The following is a 15,628-nucleotide window of genomic DNA, read 5'->3' on the forward strand; positions in this document are numbered from 1 at the left end:
CGATCTGAGCTAGATATCTCACACGGACGTACGGCTCAGCTCGTGCGGCCCCACCACACACGTGTCCCCAGAAGGAGGTCGACGAAGACCGATGCCGAACATCGTCGTACTCATCAAGCAGGTCCCCGACACCTGGTCCGAGCGCAAGCTGACCGATGGTGACTACACCCTCGACCGCGAGGCCGCCGACGCGGTGCTCGACGAGATCAACGAGCGCGCCGTCGAGGAAGCGCTGCTGATCAAGGAGGCCCAGGGCGGTGAGGTCACCGTGCTGGCCGCCGGTCCCGACCGCGCCAACGAGGCCATCCGCAAGGCGCTGTCCATGGGCGCCGACAAGGCCATCCACATCAACGATCCGGCGATCCACGGCTCCGACGCCGTGCAGACCGCCTACGTGCTGGCCGCCGCGCTCGGCCAGGTCGAGGGTGTCGAGCTGGTCATCGCCGGTAACGAGGCCACCGACGGCCGCGCCGGTGCCGTGCCCGCGATCATCGCGGAGTACATCGGCATCCCGCAGCTGACGCACCTGCGCAAGCTCACCGTCGACGGCGACAAGATCACCGGCGAGCGGGAGACCGACGAAGGTGTCTTCAAGCTCGAGGCGTCCCTGCCTGCGATCGTCTCGGTCACCGAGAAGATCAACGAGCCTCGCTTCCCCTCCTTCAAGGGCATCATGGCCGCGAAGAAGAAGGAAGTTCTGGTCTTCACCCTGGCCGATCTGGGCGTCGACCCGGAGACCGTCGGTGTCGCCAACGCGGGCACCCAGGTCACCGGTGCCACCCCGAAGCCGGCTCGCACCGCGGGCGAGAAGATCGCGGACGAGGGCGAGGGCGGCAACCAGATCGCGTCCTACCTCATCGGTCAGAAGATCATCTGATCCGGCGCCGTCCGAGACTTCCAAGGAGAAAGAACTAATGGCTGAAGTACTTGTGCTCATCGAGCACGCCGACGGTGCCGTGAAGAAGGTCAGCACCGAACTGCTCACCGCCGCCCGTGCGCTGGGCGAGCCCGCCGCCGTCGTGACCGGTCCCGCCGGTACCGCCGACAAGCTGGCCGCCGCGCTGGCCGCCGGTGGCGCCGAGAAGATCTATGTCGCCGAGTCCGACGACATCGAGGGCTTCCTGGTCACCCCGAAGGTCGACGTCCTGGCCGGCCTGGTCGATTCCGCCGCGCCCGCCGCCGTGCTGGTCGCCGCCTCCGCCGAGGGCAAGGAGGTGTCGGGCCGCCTTGCCGCGCGCATCGGCTCCGGCCTGCTCGTCGACGTCATCGGCGTCAACGCCGACGGCTCCGCTGTGCACTCCATCTTCGGTGGCGCGTTCACCGTCGAGGCCAAGGCCACCGGCGACGTGCCGGTGATCTCGGTGCGCCCCGGCGCCATCGAGGCCGCTCCGCAGGCCGGCGCGGGCGAGCAGGTCGTCGTCGAGGTTCCGGCGCAGGAAGACGGCGTCGTGAAGGTCATCTCGCGTGACCCGATCGTCGGTGGCGACCGCCCCGATCTCGCCGAGGCGAGCATCGTGGTCTCCGGTGGTCGCGGTGTCGGTTCCGCCGAGAACTTCTCGGTCGTCGAGGCGCTGGCCGACTCGCTGGGTGCCGCTGTCGGCGCCTCGCGTGCCGCCGTCGACTCGGGCTACTACCCGGGCCAGTTCCAGGTGGGTCAGACCGGTAAGACGGTCTCCCCGCAGCTCTACATCGCACTGGGCATCTCCGGCGCCATCCAGCACCGCGCCGGCATGCAGACCTCGAAGACCATCGTCGCTGTCAACAAGGACGAGGAAGCACCCATCTTCGAGATCGCCGACTACGGCATCGTGGGCGACCTGTTCAACGTCTCCCCGCAGCTGACCGAAGCCGTGAAGTCCCACAAGGGCTGATCACCACCCGGTCGGTTCGACCTCGGCCCGCGAAACCCGTTCCTGCGCCAGCGCAGCCCGGTTTCGCGGGCCGTTGCCGTTTCCCCGACCGGGCACGGGGCGCTGAGCGGTCGACCTCGCAACATCGAGCGGGGCCGGTCGCGGAGTCGGCCACCGTCGCGAAGGCGTGTGGCGCAGGTACTTCGGTGGACCTCGCCGACGGCGGGTAGCGTGCGAGTCGTGTTGGAATCGGGGGCGGGCTTCGCTGGATATCGCTTGGAGCGGGTGCTCGGGCAAGGGGGGATGGGGACGGTCTATCTGGCCGAGCATCCTCGGTTGCCGCGCAGTGTCGCGCTGAAATTGCTGAATCGGGAGTTCTCGGCCGATCAGGAATTGCAGCGGCGGTTCGAGCGGGAGGCCGATGTTGTCGCGCAGCTGGATCATCCGAGCATCGTCGGGGTGTACGACCGTGGCAGCGATGACGGGTATCTGTGGATCGCGATGCAGTTCATTCGCGGAACCGATGCCGCCACGTGGGATTCGCGTGCGCACGAGCCGGGGGTCACCGCGCGCCTGATCGGGGAAACGGCGTCGGCACTGGACTACGCCAACCAGCACGGAGTGCTGCACCGCGACGTCAAACCGGGCAACATCCTGATCGCCGACGCCGAACACGGTCGTGAAATCCGGGCGGTACTCACCGATTTCGGGATCGCCCGGGTGGCCACCGCCAATACGCAGCTCACGGCGACGGGTACCTTCACCGCCACCCTCGCCTACGCCTCGCCCGAGCAACTCTCCGGTGAGATCGTCGACCACCGCAGCGACCAGTACTCGCTGGCCTGCACCCTGTTCGCGATGTACGCCGGGCATCCGCCCTATACCGCGACCAACCCCGGCCAGGTGGTAGCGGGACACCTGTCGCACCCGGTGCCGCGACTCACCACGGTGCGAACGGATCTGCCGCCTGCGGTCGACGACGTCATCGCCCGCGCGATGGCCAAGCGGCGTGACGAGCGGTTCGGCAGCGCAACGGAATTCACCGAGGCGATCCGGGATGCGCTCGAGGGCAGGCATGTCGCCGCGCCGACCGTGCGCCGGCCGTGGACCGACCCCGCGCACCAGGTCCCGGGATCCGGTGAACACGCGCAGCGACCGTGGACCGATCCCGCCCGGCAGTGGCACGGCTCCGGCGGACATCCGCAGCAGCCCGTCCTCCCGTCGTATGGTCACAGTGAACAGGTGCAGCAGCACAGCCCGCAGGTGCAGGGCGCCGGTGGGCACCCACAACCCGGCTGGGGGCGCGCGGAATACGGTGCGCCGGTGGGTGATCCGCGGATGTACCCGATGGTGGCGGGCAATCAGTGGTACCAGGCCCCGGTCGGCGGCCCGGAGCCGTCGAAGGCCGCCGCGTTCTTCGTCGGCATCGTGACGCTGCTGTTCAGTCTGTCGATCGCGGCCTTCCTGATCTACGGCATCACCGAAACCGTCGACGAGATCGACCGGGGCAAGGATCCGAGCGGGTCGTTCATCGCGATCGCGATTCTCACCGTCGTCGTCGCGTTCACCGGCAGCGGCGCGGTGTTGCTGCTCTGCGCGCGCACCGCCGGTCGTGTCATGTCGATCGTCACCGCGGTGCTCGTCGGGCTCTTCGCGCTGTTCGGGGTCATCGGGTCCGCGGTGGGCGAGGTCTACGCCGCCACCGCCGCCAGTGCCGCGGTGTTCGTCCTCGCGGCGGCGCTGGTCGGTTTCGCGGCATCATCGTCGACCGGGCGCTGGATCCGCTATCGCAAGGCGGTGCGCGCGAGTCGTTGGCGATGACTCGCGGTGCAGGCGGCCATCAGTAGGGTGGGCTGATGTCGTCTGGGCGTGTGGTGCTGCCATCTTCGGTCGAGGAGACGGTTCGCGCGGTGTTCGGTGCGGCCGGGGCGCGGTGGATCGACGCGTTGCCCGAGGTGGTGGCCGGGTTGGCCGCGCGGTGGGGGCTGACGGAGTTCTCCGCCCCGTTCGGTGGCGGAACGCATGCCTATGTGGCGGCCGCGCGGCGCGTGGGCGGGGCATGGGTGGTGTTGAAGGTGCCGATGGTCGACGAGGAGAACGTCGCCGAGGCCACCGCGCTGCACAGCTATGCCGGCGACGGTGCGGTCCGGCTGCTCGATTTCGACCCGGCCAGCGGTGCGATGCTGCTCGAATGGGCCCGTCCGGGCACGGAATTGCTCACCCAGCCGGGGTTCCCGAGCCTGGAGGGGCGACCGGAGAACGCCGACAAGGTGGCGTTCGCCTGCGGGTTGTATCGCCGACTGCGGCGTCCCCGGACCGCGGTTCCCGCCGGTTTCCCGGAACTGCCCATGGCCACCGATATCGTGACCGGTCTCCGTGCGCGGCTGGCCGATCCGGAACCCGCACTGGCCGAACACCTCTCACCGCTGCTGCGAGAACGGGCATTGAGCAGGTGTGCCGAGTTGAGCGAGCCGGCCGGTGAACTGCTGATCGTCAACCGCGACACCCATCTCGGCAATATCGTGGCCGCCGAACGTGAACCGTGGCTGCTGATCGATCCGAAACCCTGCCTCGGCGAAGCCGCCTTCGACGCGGGCTTCCTGATCATGATCCAGGTCCAGACGACGCCGACCCCCGAACACGCGCGCGCCGTCGTCGTCACGACCGCGCGTCACCTCGATGTTCCGATCGACCGCGCGGGCGCCTGGGCTTTCCTGCGCGCGATCGAGGAGATCGTCTGGTCGGTCGAGGACGGCGACGACGACACTCTGCCACTGCACGTGGCGGTCGCGACGGCGCTCGCGGGCGACCCGTGGCGATCCGGCGACCCGACCTGAACGGCCGGGGCCACCACGATTCACGGCCGGTGCAGCGCATCCAGCAGGGTCTGCACGATCGGGTTCTCGCGGGCGTCCTCACGCAGGACCGCTGACACCGGGATGCGAAGGCGGTGGTCGGTGAGGTCGAGGGTGAGCAGGCCCTTGGTGGGGCCCTCGTAGAGGATCGTCCAGGACTCGGGGCGGTTGAGCAGCTCCATCGTGGCGGTGTGATCGGGCGGAATCGGCGGGCCGAAGGTGGGTCCGGTCGGGAGGTCGGCGAAGGCGGAGCGGATCAGTGTGTGCAACAACACCTGCTCCTGCTCGGGCGGGAGCAGCAGGGGGTAGGGGCTCAGATCGGCGAGGGTGACCGCGCCGCGTTCGGCCAGCGGATGATTGCTCGAGATGGCGATCACCAGGTCTTCGACCCACAGCTGTTCCACCGCGAGGCCCGGCTGCTCGACGCTGCCGCGGATCAGCGCCAGATCGCAGTCGCCGTCGGCCACCGCGGTGATCCGCTGACGGAAGGGTTTGATCACGTATTCGATCTCGGCGTCGGGGTGGGCGGCCCGCGCGGTGGCGATCGCCGACAGCGACGGCGCGGCGAAAGACATGTTCGCGGCCAGGCGAATGCGCGGTCCGGTGGTGCGCACGGCGGCACGGATCGCCGATTCCAGGCTCAGCATCTGCTTGGCCAGTGGCAGCAGGCGCGAGGTCGCGTCGGTCGGGACGACGGCGCGGGTGGTGCGCTCGAACAGTTGCGCGCCGAGGTCACGTTCCAGTCTCGCGATCTGGTGGCTGATCGCGGATTGGGAGATGAAGCAGCGGTTGGCCGCGCGGCTGAAACTGAGCTCCTCGCAGACGGCCACGAAGTAGGCCAACTGTCGAAGTTCCACCAGGTACCTCCTATTGATTAGTTATACAGATAAGAGTCATCTCTATTATGCGCCCAGGCAGTGGAAACATCTTCGTTCCGCATCGCGTTTACTCATAGGAAAGGATTTATTACCGATCTGGAACGCGATCTTGGAGCGAGTGATCATGGAACACACAGATGTCGTCATCGTCGGCTCGGGCTTCGGAGGCCTGGCCGCAGCCAAGCAACTGGCCAAGTCACGAGTCGGTGTCGTGCTGATCTCGAGCACGCCCGAACACCTGTTCCAGCCGCTGCTCTATCAGGTGGCGACCGGCGTGCTCGCGCCCGAGGAGATCGCGCCGCCGATCAAGAACGTACTGCGCCGCCACCCCGAGATCGACGTCCGCCTCGGCAAGGTCACCGGTATCGACGCCGAGAACGCGGTCCTCACCTATGAGACCGCCGACGGTCCCCGCCAGATCGCCTACGCCTCGCTGATCGCCGCCACCGGCGCCAGCCAGAGCTACTTCGGCCGCGACGACTTCGCCGAGAAGACCTATTCGCTCAAGACCATCGACGACGCCCAGCGCCTGCGCGACCAGATCGCTCACGTGTTCGCCTTGGCCGAGGGTGCTGACGAGGTGACCAGGCACCGCCTGCTCAGCTTCGTGGTGGTCGGTGCGGGCGCGACCGGTGTCGAGGTGGCCGGCCAGATCAAGGAACTCGCGAAACGGCACTTCCACCAGCAGGTTTCGGTGACCCTGGTCGAGGGCGCCGGCGAGGTGCTGCCGCCCTTCGGCGGCGGGCTCTCGGAATACGCGAAACGCTCGCTCACCGACAGCGGCGTCGAGGTGCTGCTGGGCACCTTCGTTACCGACATCGACGAAGGCAAGGTGACGGTCAAGGACAAAGAGGGCATGGAGCGCCGGATCGCCGCCGAGACGGTGGTGTGGTCGGCGGGCGTGCAGGTCGGCGGCTTCGCGACCTTGCTCGCCGAGGCCACCGGCGCCGAGACCGACCGTGCGGGCCGCATCCTGATCAACCCCGACCTGACCGTCGGCGGCCACGCCGACATCTACGCCATCGGCGACATGACCTCGCTCAACGGCTACCCCGGCCAGTCGCCGGTCGCCATGCAGGAGGGTCGCCACGCCGCCGACATCATCCGGCGCAAGAAGGCCGCGGGCACGCCGTTCGTCTACTGGGACAAGGGCAGCATGGCCGTGATCAGCCGCTTCAGCGCGGTGGTGAAGCTCAACGAGCGCGTGACGTTCAAGGGCACCATCGCCTGGGCGATGTGGTTGGCCGTGCACCTGATGTACCTGGTCGGCTTCCGCAACCGGTTCGCCGCGGTGGCGGGGTGGCTGGTCGCGTTCATCGGGACGGCGCGCCCCGGCTTCGACGAGGCCGAGCGCGCTGAGGCCGAGCGGGCGAAGGTCGAGCCGGTGAAGGCTGAACCGGCGAAGGCCGAGTCGGCGGACGCCGATCGCGCCGACGACACCGTTGCGGCGACCACCAAGGAGCGGGTGAACGCCTGACTCACCCCTGCGACGGCCTGCCGAGGAATCGGCGGGCCGTTGTCGTTTTCGCAATGCTCGAAATACCCGATCGCGAAGTGGGTCCAGCGCCGAGATCGGTCGTGTTCGGCTAGAAACCCGCAGGTGGGCGAACGATGGGCAGCGGGTCGGTAAACGCCCGGTGTGACGCCCATCTCGTTCACCGAACGGGCATCGGCACGACACTGGAGCGTCGCTCCGATGCCAGCTCGGACTGGCTTCATCAGCAGTATGACAATTTCGTCCGTGTTGACCGCCCCGGCGCCGGACTCCGGGGTGGGGAAATCTCGGTACTCCTTGGTCGTCGCGTCTGATGCCGAGCACCGGGAAGCCGCACAGCGACTGCGCTATCAGGTGTTCGCCTCCGAACCCGGTTTCCAGATGCCCGAGAACGCCACCGGCCTCGACGCCGACAAGTTCGACGAGCACTGCGACCACCTGCTGGTTCGGGACGAGTTCTCCGAACAGTTCGTCGGCTGCTACCGCATGCTGCCGCCGGACAAGGTCGACGCGGCGGGCGGCTACTACACCGCCACCGAGTTCGATCTGACCCAGCTCGATCCCACCGGTCACCGGATCGTCGAGATGGGCCGGGCCTGCGTGGTGCCCGATCACCGCAACGGCTCGGTGCTCACCCTCATGTGGGCGGGCATCCTGCACTACATCCAGCTCACCGGATACGACTGGGTGATGGGCTGTGTGTCGGTGCCGATGCGCGATTCCCCGACCGATCCGGCCGGGGTGAACGTGCGCGGCGTGCGCGACCAGCTGCTCGGCCGCCACGCGTGCGACCCCGAGCGCCGGGTGCACCCGTACAACCCGGTCGTCGTCGACGGACTCTCCCTCGATCAGATGACCCCGCCGAGCCGCCCCAAGATGCCGCCGCTGCTGCGCGGCTACCTGCGCCTCGGCGCCGAGATCTGCGGCGAACCGGCCCACGATCCCGATTTCGCCGTCGCCGACTTCGTCGCGCTGCTCGGCATGGAAACCATCAACACCCGGTACCTGGAGCGGCTGCAGAGCGCGGCCGCCAATTTCGACGGGAAGTAAACCCATGGTGTTCGACGCGCCGCTCGCAACGCACTCTCATTCGTGGATGCCGTCGAGCCCCTGTGGGTCCGGCTGCATCGAGCCGATCGACGAGGTCGGCACCGCCAGGATGTTCGCCCGGCTGGCCGGAATGGCCGGGCTGGTGCTCAGCTTCCCGGTACTGACCGTGGCCACCCCGAAGTCGCGGCGCGAGCAGTTGCAGCGCCGTTACGCCAGGGCGGCACTGAGTTGCCTCGGGATGCGATTACGCATCATCGACAATCGGATTCCCGAGCAGTCCTCGGCGGAGGGTTTCGCCGACACCGGCATCGCGGTGATGATCGTGGCCGGGCACATCGGCTGGGCGGATGTGGTGGCGCTGGCTGCGGTGCAGCCGGTGAGCTTCGTAGCCCGTGCCGACATGGTCGAGTGGCCGCTGCTGGGCAAACTCGCCAAGCTGACCCGCGTCATCCCGATCGAGCGGGCGCGACTGCGTGAACTGCCCGGCGTGGTCGGGCAGGTGGCCGACCGGCTGTCCGCCGGTAACCGGATCGTTGTCTTCCCCGAGGGCACCACCTGGTGCGGCCGGGCCTACGGTTCGATGCGGCCCGCCATGTTCCAGGCCGCCGTCGACACCACCACCCCGGTCCAGCCGGTGCGGCTGCGGTATCTGGACAGTGCCGGAATGCCGTGCACCGTACCCGGTTTCGTCGGGACCGACACCTTCGCCGATTCCGCGAAGCGAGTGCTGCGCAGCAAGGGCATGATCGCCGAGATCGTGCTCGAGCCGCTCGAACACCCCGGATTGGATCGCCGGGATCTGGCCCGGCGCTGCGAGGCGGCGGTGCGGGGCACCGACCGTTCCCGCCACGGGGTGGCCGACACCCAGTGGATCGAAGCGGGCAATACCCGCGTGCAGGACCCCTCGATGGGGGAGCAGGGGGAGGTTCGCCGACCGGCGAGGGCTACTGCCTGGTAACCATTCTCGGCCGGAATCATCGACTGCCGGAGACCGCGTTCGCGGTCTCCGGTTTTGTCGTCTGTGTCGGACGAATCGTCACGGACGTGCAGGTCGGCGACGGGCCGACAAATAGTGGGAATGTGAAAAGCTCGCGTCCGCTCGGAGATGTTTCGTCCTGCGTATGACCTGCGTATGAGCTGTGTAACAAACTGGCCAGTCGGCTATACCCATTGGTGTGTACGTTGAAACGATCAAATTGCCACTGCGCCGAAATTGATGAGATATTTGCGGTACCGTCACGCAGGATTTTTCCGATACCCCGTGTAGCCGAGAGTCCAGGCGATGGTCGAGATGTGCGATCGCAAGGGTGATCCATGGTGAAGGGAAGCCTTTCCGGTGACTGAGCAAGCTTCTGGCGTACGCCGTCGCGCCGCGCGTCGAGTCCGCCGCGCGCCCGTGACGTCCACGTTGCCGCGCCTCCTGCTGGCCGCCGTCGAGCGTGCCCCCGAGGCGCCCGCATTGCGCTTTGCCGGGCAGACCCTCACCTACACCGAACTGGACCAGTGGTCGTCGCGTCTGGCCAGGGTGCTGATCGCCCGCGGCCTCGGCCCCGGTGACCGGTTCGTCCTCGCGCTGACCCGCTCGATCGAGTCCGTGGTCGCGGTCTGGGCGGCCGCCAAGTCCGGCGCCACCTTCGTGCCCGTCGATCCCCGCTACCCGGCCGAACGGGTGGCCCATATGCTCGCCGACTCCGGTGCCGCGTTCGGGCTGGCCACGGCGGCGGACGCCGCCCGGCTCGATGCCGGGATCCAGTGGCTCGCCCTCGATTCCGACGAGTTCGGCGTCGAATGCGCCGCGATGTCGGACGAACCCGTGAGCGCGGGCGAACGCGTCCGCAGGCTTTCCCCGGACGACCTCGCCTACATCATCTACACCTCCGGCTCGACCGGCGTCCCCAAGGGGGTCGCGGTCACCCACACCGGTCTGGCCGGGCTGTGCGCCGAACAGGTCCGCCGCTTCGGCATCACCCCCGCCTCCCGCACCCTGCACTTCGCCTCGCCCAGCTTCGACGCCAGCATGCTGGAGATGCTGCTGGCGATCGGCGCGAGCGCGACGATGGTCATCGCGCCGCCCGATGTCTACGGTGGCGACGAACTGACCGAACTGCTGCGCGCCGAACGGGTGACCCACGCCTTCATCACACCCGCCGCCCTGGCCGGGCTCGACCCGGCGGCGCTGCCGGAACTGGCCGCGCTCGCCGTCGGCGGTGAGGCCTATCCGCCCGAGTTGATCGCGCGGTGGGCGCCCGGCCGCGCGTTCTTCAATGTGTACGGCCCGACCGAGACCACCATCGTCTGCGCGATGAGCGATCGGCTGACCGCCGACGACGTGATCACCATGGGCGACACGATCCCCGGGATGACGGCACTGGTCCTCGACGCCCGCCTGCGCCCGGTTCCGGATCGGGTGCCCGGCGAGCTCTACCTCACGGGGGAAGGTCTGGCCCGCGGTTACCACGATCGCGCCGGGCTCACCGCGAGCAGATTCGTCGCCGACCCGCTCGGTCGCGGCAGGCTCTACCGCACCGGTGATCTGGTGCAGTGGGTTCCCGTGCCCGGCGGGGTCGGCCTGAAATTCCTCGGGCGCACCGACGCGCAGGTGAAGCTGCGTGGCTTCCGCATCGAACTCGGCGAGATCGACGCGCTGTTCGCCGCCGACGACACGGTGCGCTTCGCCGCCACGCTGATCCGGACGCTGCCCAGCGGGGAGAGCGCGCTCGTCTCCTACCTCGTCGCGGCTGCGGGTGCCACGATCGACACCACGGCACTCATCCGGCTGGCCGAGCGGCGCCTGCCCCAGCACGCGGTGCCCGCCGCGATCGTGGTGCTCGACGAGGTGCCGTTGACGCCGGTCGGCAAGCTCGATCACCGGGCACTGCCCGCGCCGGAACTCGCCGCCCGCGAGTTCGAGGAGCCGCGCGGTGACACCGAGCGCACCGTGGCCGCGGTCTTCGCCGAACTGCTCGGCGCCGACCCGATCGGGCGCGGCGACGACTTCTTCGCTCTCGGCGGCAATTCGCTGCTCGCCACCCAGCTGGCCGGTCGGCTCGGTGCCGCGGTCGGTGTGCGGGTACCGGCCCGCACCGTGTTCGAGCACGGCACGGTGGCCGAGCTGGCCGGTGCCCTCGACGCGCTGGTCGGTGCCGCGTCGGCACGGGTACCGCTGACCCGGCGCGAACGTGGTGCGCACGTCCCGCTGTCGCTCGCCCAGCAGCGCATGTGGTTCATGGCGCGGCTGGATCCCGACTCCAGCGCCTACAACATCCCGGTCGCGCTGCGGCTGTCCGGCCCGCTCGACACCGTCGCGCTCACCACCGCACTCGACGACGTGCTCGAACGCCACGAGGTGCTGCGCACGGTGTACCCCGAGCACGAGGGCGCGGGTTTCCAGCAGGTGTTGCCCGTGGCGCAGGCCGGCCTCGACGTGCTGGTCGACCCGATCGCGGAAGCCGATCTGCCGGGCGCACTGGCCAGGCTGACATTCGGCGGATTCGACGTGTGCCGTCGAGTTCCCGTGCGCGCGGCCGTGTTCCGGCTCTCCGCGACCGACCATGTGCTGGCGGTGGTCGTGCACCACATCGCCACCGACGGCTTCTCGCTCGGCCCGCTGACGCGCGACCTGATGACCGCCTATGCCGCTCGTGCCGCCGGTACGGTGCCCGGCTGGGCGCCGTTGCCCGTGCAGTACGCGGACTACACGCTCTGGCAGCAGGAAATGCTCGGTGCGGCAGACGATGCCGGCTCGCTGCTGGCCGAACAGCTCGGGTTCTGGCGCACCGCGCTCGCCGGTGCCCCGGCCCTGCTCGAGCTGCCCACCGACCGGCCGCGTCCGCCGGTGGCGGGAACTCGCGGTGCCGCACAGGACTTCGCGGTGCCCGCCGAGGTGCACGCCGCGCTGGAAACCCTGGCGCGCGAACACAATGCCTCGCTGTTCATGGTCGTGCGCGCCGCGCTGTCGGTGCTGCTGGCGCGGGTCGCCGGTACCGAGGATGTCACCGTCGGCGCGCCGGTCGCGGGCCGTGGCGAACCCGAGCTCGACGATCTCGTCGGTATGTTCGTCAACACCATCGTGTTGCGCACCCGCGTCGACGCCGCCGAATCGTTCGCGGCCCTGCTCGATAGGGTTCGCGATATCGATCTGGCCGCCTTCGCCCACGCCGATGTGCCCTTCGAACGCCTTGTCGCCGAACTGGATCCGCCGCGCACCCAGGCACACCACCCGCTGTATCAGGTGGCGCTGTCGTTCCAGAACTTCGGTGCCACGCGCCTCGAACTGCCCGAGCTGACGGTGTCGGCGGTGGATCTGGGCGAGGAAGCGGCACCGGTGGATCTCCAGCTCACCGTTGTTCCGCTCGAGGACAGTGACGGACCCGCCGGTCTGCGCTGCTCGTGGCGCTACGCCACCGACCTGTTCGACGCCTCGACCATGGCGACGCTCGGTGCCCGGCTGGCCGGGCTCCTGGCCGCGGCCGTCGCCGCGCCGCACCGGCCGGTCGGCGACCTGCCGGTGCTGACGGAAGCCGAGCTGACCGAGCCCTCCGGCGAGCTCCGGCTCGTCTCCGACACGACGTTGCTCGACGAGTTCCAGGCCCGCGCCCAGCATCGTCCGGACGCACCCGCGGTCACTTTCGACGAGGTCACGGTGACCTACGGCGAGCTGGCCGGGCGCGTCAACCGGCTGGCCCGGCTGCTGGTCGCCGACGGCGTCGGCCCCGGAAGCACGGTGGGCGTGGCGATTCGGCCGTCGATCGATCTCGTCGTCGCCATGTACGCCGTGTTCGCGGCCGGTGGCGCCTACGTGCCGCTCGATCCCGATTCGCCCGCCGAACGCCGCGCCGACATCCTCGCCGCCGCACAGCCGGTCTGCCTGCTGACCACCACCGGCGACGCGATCACGGCCGACGGACTGCCGGTCGTGGAGGTGGACCGGGTCGCGCTGTCGCACTTCTCGGACGCCTGGCTGACCGACGCCGACCGGCTGCGTTCCCTGCACGCCCTCGACCTGGCATATGTGATCTTCACGTCCGGTTCGACGGGCAAGCCGAAGGGCGTCGGCGTTCCGCACGCGGCGATCGTCAACCAGGCCGCGTTCATGGTCGGCGAGTACGGGGTGGGGGAGTCCGACACTGTCCTGCAGTCGATTCCGTTCACCTTCGATGCCTCGATGATCGGTTTCGCTTCCCCGTTGCGCGCCGGTGCGCACATGATCGTGGCCGCCACGCAGGGGCTCACCGATCCCGCTTACCTCGCCGAACTCGTTGCCCGCCATCGTGTTACCGGTACGACGATCGTGCCCTCGGTCCTGCAGATGCTGCTGGATTCCGCGCCCACCGGCGCCCTGCGTTCGCTGCGCGCGGTATGGGTCGGCGGTGAGGCGCTGCCGAACGCCACCATAGAACGCTTCACCACCGTCACCGCGGGTCGTCTGCACAATCTGTACGGCCCCACCGAAGCCACCGTGTCGATCACCGGCGCCGATGTTACCGAGGTGGGCGACGGCATCGTTCCGATCGGCTTGCCGCACTGGAATTCTCGAGCCTACGTGCTCGACGCGCGGCTGCGGCCGGTGCCGGTCGGCACGCCCGGCGAGCTGTACCTGGCCGGCGCGCAACTGGCTCGCGGCTACCTCGGCAGCCCCGACAAGACGATGGAGCGATTCGTCGCCGACCCGTACGGTCCCGTCGGTGAGCGCATGTACCGCACCGGCGATCTGGTGCGCAGACTCCCGTCCGGTGACCTGACCTACCTGGGCCGCACCGACGTTCAGCTCAAACTGCACGGCCTGCGCATCGAACCCGGCGAGATCGAGGCGGCGCTGCGCACGCATCCGGCGGTCGCGGGCGCGGCGGTCGCGGTGCATCACGAACAGCTGGTCGGCTACGTGACACCCCTCGACGCGTCGGTCGACACCGTCGAGGTGCTGGCGACCATTCGAACCCTGTTGCCCCCGTACATGATTCCGCACCGTCTGGTGGTGCTCGACGAGTTCCCGCTCGGTGCCACCGGCAAGCTCGACCGCAAGGCGCTGCCCGCGCCCGCCGTGGAGATCCGCGAATACCAGGCACCGGCCACCGCCGACGAGCAGATCGTCGCCTCGGCGATCGCCGGAGTACTCGACCTCGAACGAGTAGGCCGTGACGACGACTTCTTCGTCCTCGGCGGCACCTCGCTCGCGGCGATCCGGGTGCGCGCCACCCTCGCCGAGCAACTGGGCATCGAGGTGCCGCTGCGCCTGCTGTTCAGCTATCCGCTGGTCAGCGACCTGGCGCTGGCGTTGCGCGACGAGTCGTCGGCCTCGGCCGCCGGTCCCGATCCGGCCGTGGACGCGATCCTCGACCCGTCGATCGACCTCACCGGCTGCGCGCCCCAGCGCACCGGCGCACCGGCCACGCTGCTGCTCACCGGCGCCACCGGGTTCCTCGGCAGCTTCCTGCTGCGCGAACTCCTCGAACAGACGTCGGCGACCGTTCACTGCCTGGTCCGCGCCACCGATGACGCGGGCGCGGTGGATCGCGTGGTCTCCACCGCCGCGAAGTACCGCATCGATCTGCGGCCCTATCGCGACCGAATCGTCGGCGTCCCCGGCGATCTCGCGCAGCCGAACCTCGGCATGGACCCACTGCGCTTCGCCGAACTCGCCGCCAGGGCCGACGCGATCTATCACAACGGCGCGCTGGTGAACCACCTCGAACCGTATGCGCGGATGCGAGCGGCCAATGTCTGCGGTACCACCGAGGTGTTGCGCCTGGCCACCACCACCAGGGTCAAGCCGATCCACTATGTGTCGACCCTGTCGGTGCTGGCGGGGGTCCCGCAGGACAACGGGGTGCCCGCGGGTCTGCCCGGCTACGCGATGACCAAGTGGGTCGCCGAGCAGCTCGTGCACGCCGCGATCGAGCGTGGCGTTCCCATCGCCGTCTACCGCCCCGGCTTGATCACCGGCGACTCCCGCACGGGCGTCGCCCCGGCCGAGGACGCCTGGTGGACGATGTTGCGGTCCATGCTGGTGCTCGGGGTGGCTGTCGATGTGCGGGCGATCGCCATCGAGATGGCCCCGGTCGACCATGTCGCGGCGGGGATCGTCAGCCGATCTCGCCAGGCGGCGGCCATCGGCAACATCTTCCGGGCCTCCGGCGCGCAGGTGCCGCTGCAAGTCGTCTACGAGGAGATCCGCAGTCGCGGTTACCGTTTCGACTTCATCGACCCGATGGAATTCGGCCTCCAGCTCTCCACCGCGGCCGAACGCCAGGACGCGGACCCCATCCTGGCGCGGGCTTCGGCACTGAGCGGCAACTACGCGGCCGCCCTCGCCAAGGCGAATCCGGCGGCGGTGCTCACCCGCGTGGAATCGGCCCCCGCCGAACCCTTCCGCGGCCTGCCGATCGAGTTCCCCGCGGTCGACGCCGCGGTCATCGCCCGCTACTTCGACCACTACATCGACATCGGCTTCTTCCCGGCGCCCGGAGCGGACCATCTCACGCACGCGTGAGCGGGAGCCCG

At 69.1% G+C, this 15,628-nt stretch carries 9 protein-coding genes; 8 read left to right on the forward strand and 1 reads right to left on the reverse strand.

Going from position 1 to position 15,628, the window contains the following annotated elements; all coding sequences use genetic code 11:
- The first annotated feature begins 91 nt into the window (after positions 1-91).
- From ACFQ9R_RS16775 to ACFQ9R_RS16790, 4 genes are all read left to right on the forward strand, one after another.
- Complete coding sequence (locus tag ACFQ9R_RS16775; RefSeq protein WP_067449214.1) at positions 92-877, forward strand: electron transfer flavoprotein subunit beta/FixA family protein; 786 nt, start codon at positions 92-94, stop codon at positions 875-877.
- Positions 878-914: 37 nt separating this feature from the next.
- On the forward strand, positions 915-1,871 hold the full coding sequence (locus ACFQ9R_RS16780; protein ID WP_378633270.1) for an electron transfer flavoprotein subunit alpha/FixB family protein: 957 nt from the start codon (positions 915-917) through the stop codon (positions 1,869-1,871).
- Between the two features lie 219 nt (positions 1,872-2,090).
- The gene (locus tag ACFQ9R_RS16785; RefSeq protein WP_378991554.1) at positions 2,091-3,671 is read left to right on the forward strand and encodes a protein kinase; all 1,581 of its coding nucleotides are present in this window, start codon (positions 2,091-2,093) and stop codon (positions 3,669-3,671) included.
- Positions 3,672-3,706: 35 nt separating this feature from the next.
- Entirely contained in the window at positions 3,707-4,687 is a 981-nt protein-coding gene (locus tag ACFQ9R_RS16790) for an aminoglycoside phosphotransferase family protein (RefSeq protein WP_378991555.1), read from the forward strand.
- A 20-nt stretch (positions 4,688-4,707) separates the two neighbouring features.
- On the opposite strand, the gene ACFQ9R_RS16795 is transcribed toward ACFQ9R_RS16790, so the two are convergent.
- The gene (locus tag ACFQ9R_RS16795; RefSeq protein ID WP_378633279.1) at positions 4,708-5,562 is read right to left on the reverse strand and encodes a LysR family transcriptional regulator; all 855 of its coding nucleotides are present in this window, start codon (positions 5,560-5,562) and stop codon (positions 4,708-4,710) included.
- 145 nt (positions 5,563-5,707) lie between these two features.
- Here ACFQ9R_RS16795 and ACFQ9R_RS16800 point away from each other — a divergent pair, with 145 nt between their 5' ends.
- The 4 genes from ACFQ9R_RS16800 (at position 5,708) to ACFQ9R_RS16815 (ending at position 15,617) form a co-directional block, all read left to right on the forward strand.
- Positions 5,708-7,060 carry an NAD(P)/FAD-dependent oxidoreductase gene (locus ACFQ9R_RS16800; protein ID WP_378991557.1) on the forward strand — a complete coding sequence of 451 codons (1,353 nt, stop codon included), beginning with the start codon at positions 5,708-5,710 and terminating at the stop codon, positions 7,058-7,060.
- Positions 7,061-7,309: 249 nt separating this feature from the next.
- Complete coding sequence (locus ACFQ9R_RS16805) at positions 7,310-8,128, forward strand: GNAT family N-acetyltransferase (protein WP_378991558.1); 819 nt, start codon at positions 7,310-7,312, stop codon at positions 8,126-8,128.
- A 46-nt stretch (positions 8,129-8,174) separates the two neighbouring features.
- Positions 8,175-9,086 (forward strand): lysophospholipid acyltransferase family protein, encoded by a 912-nt coding sequence (locus tag ACFQ9R_RS16810; RefSeq protein ID WP_378991560.1) that lies wholly within the window; start codon positions 8,175-8,177, stop codon positions 9,084-9,086.
- Positions 9,087-9,464: 378 nt separating this feature from the next.
- Positions 9,465-15,617: an amino acid adenylation domain-containing protein gene (locus tag ACFQ9R_RS16815; RefSeq protein WP_378991561.1), complete on the forward strand. Its 6,153-nt coding sequence runs from the start codon at positions 9,465-9,467 to the stop codon at positions 15,615-15,617.
- Positions 15,618-15,628 lie beyond the last annotated feature (11 nt).

This window comes from Nocardia sp. NPDC056541, assembly GCF_042794235.1.
In the GTDB taxonomy this organism is placed as follows: domain Bacteria; phylum Actinomycetota; class Actinomycetes; order Mycobacteriales; family Mycobacteriaceae; genus Nocardia.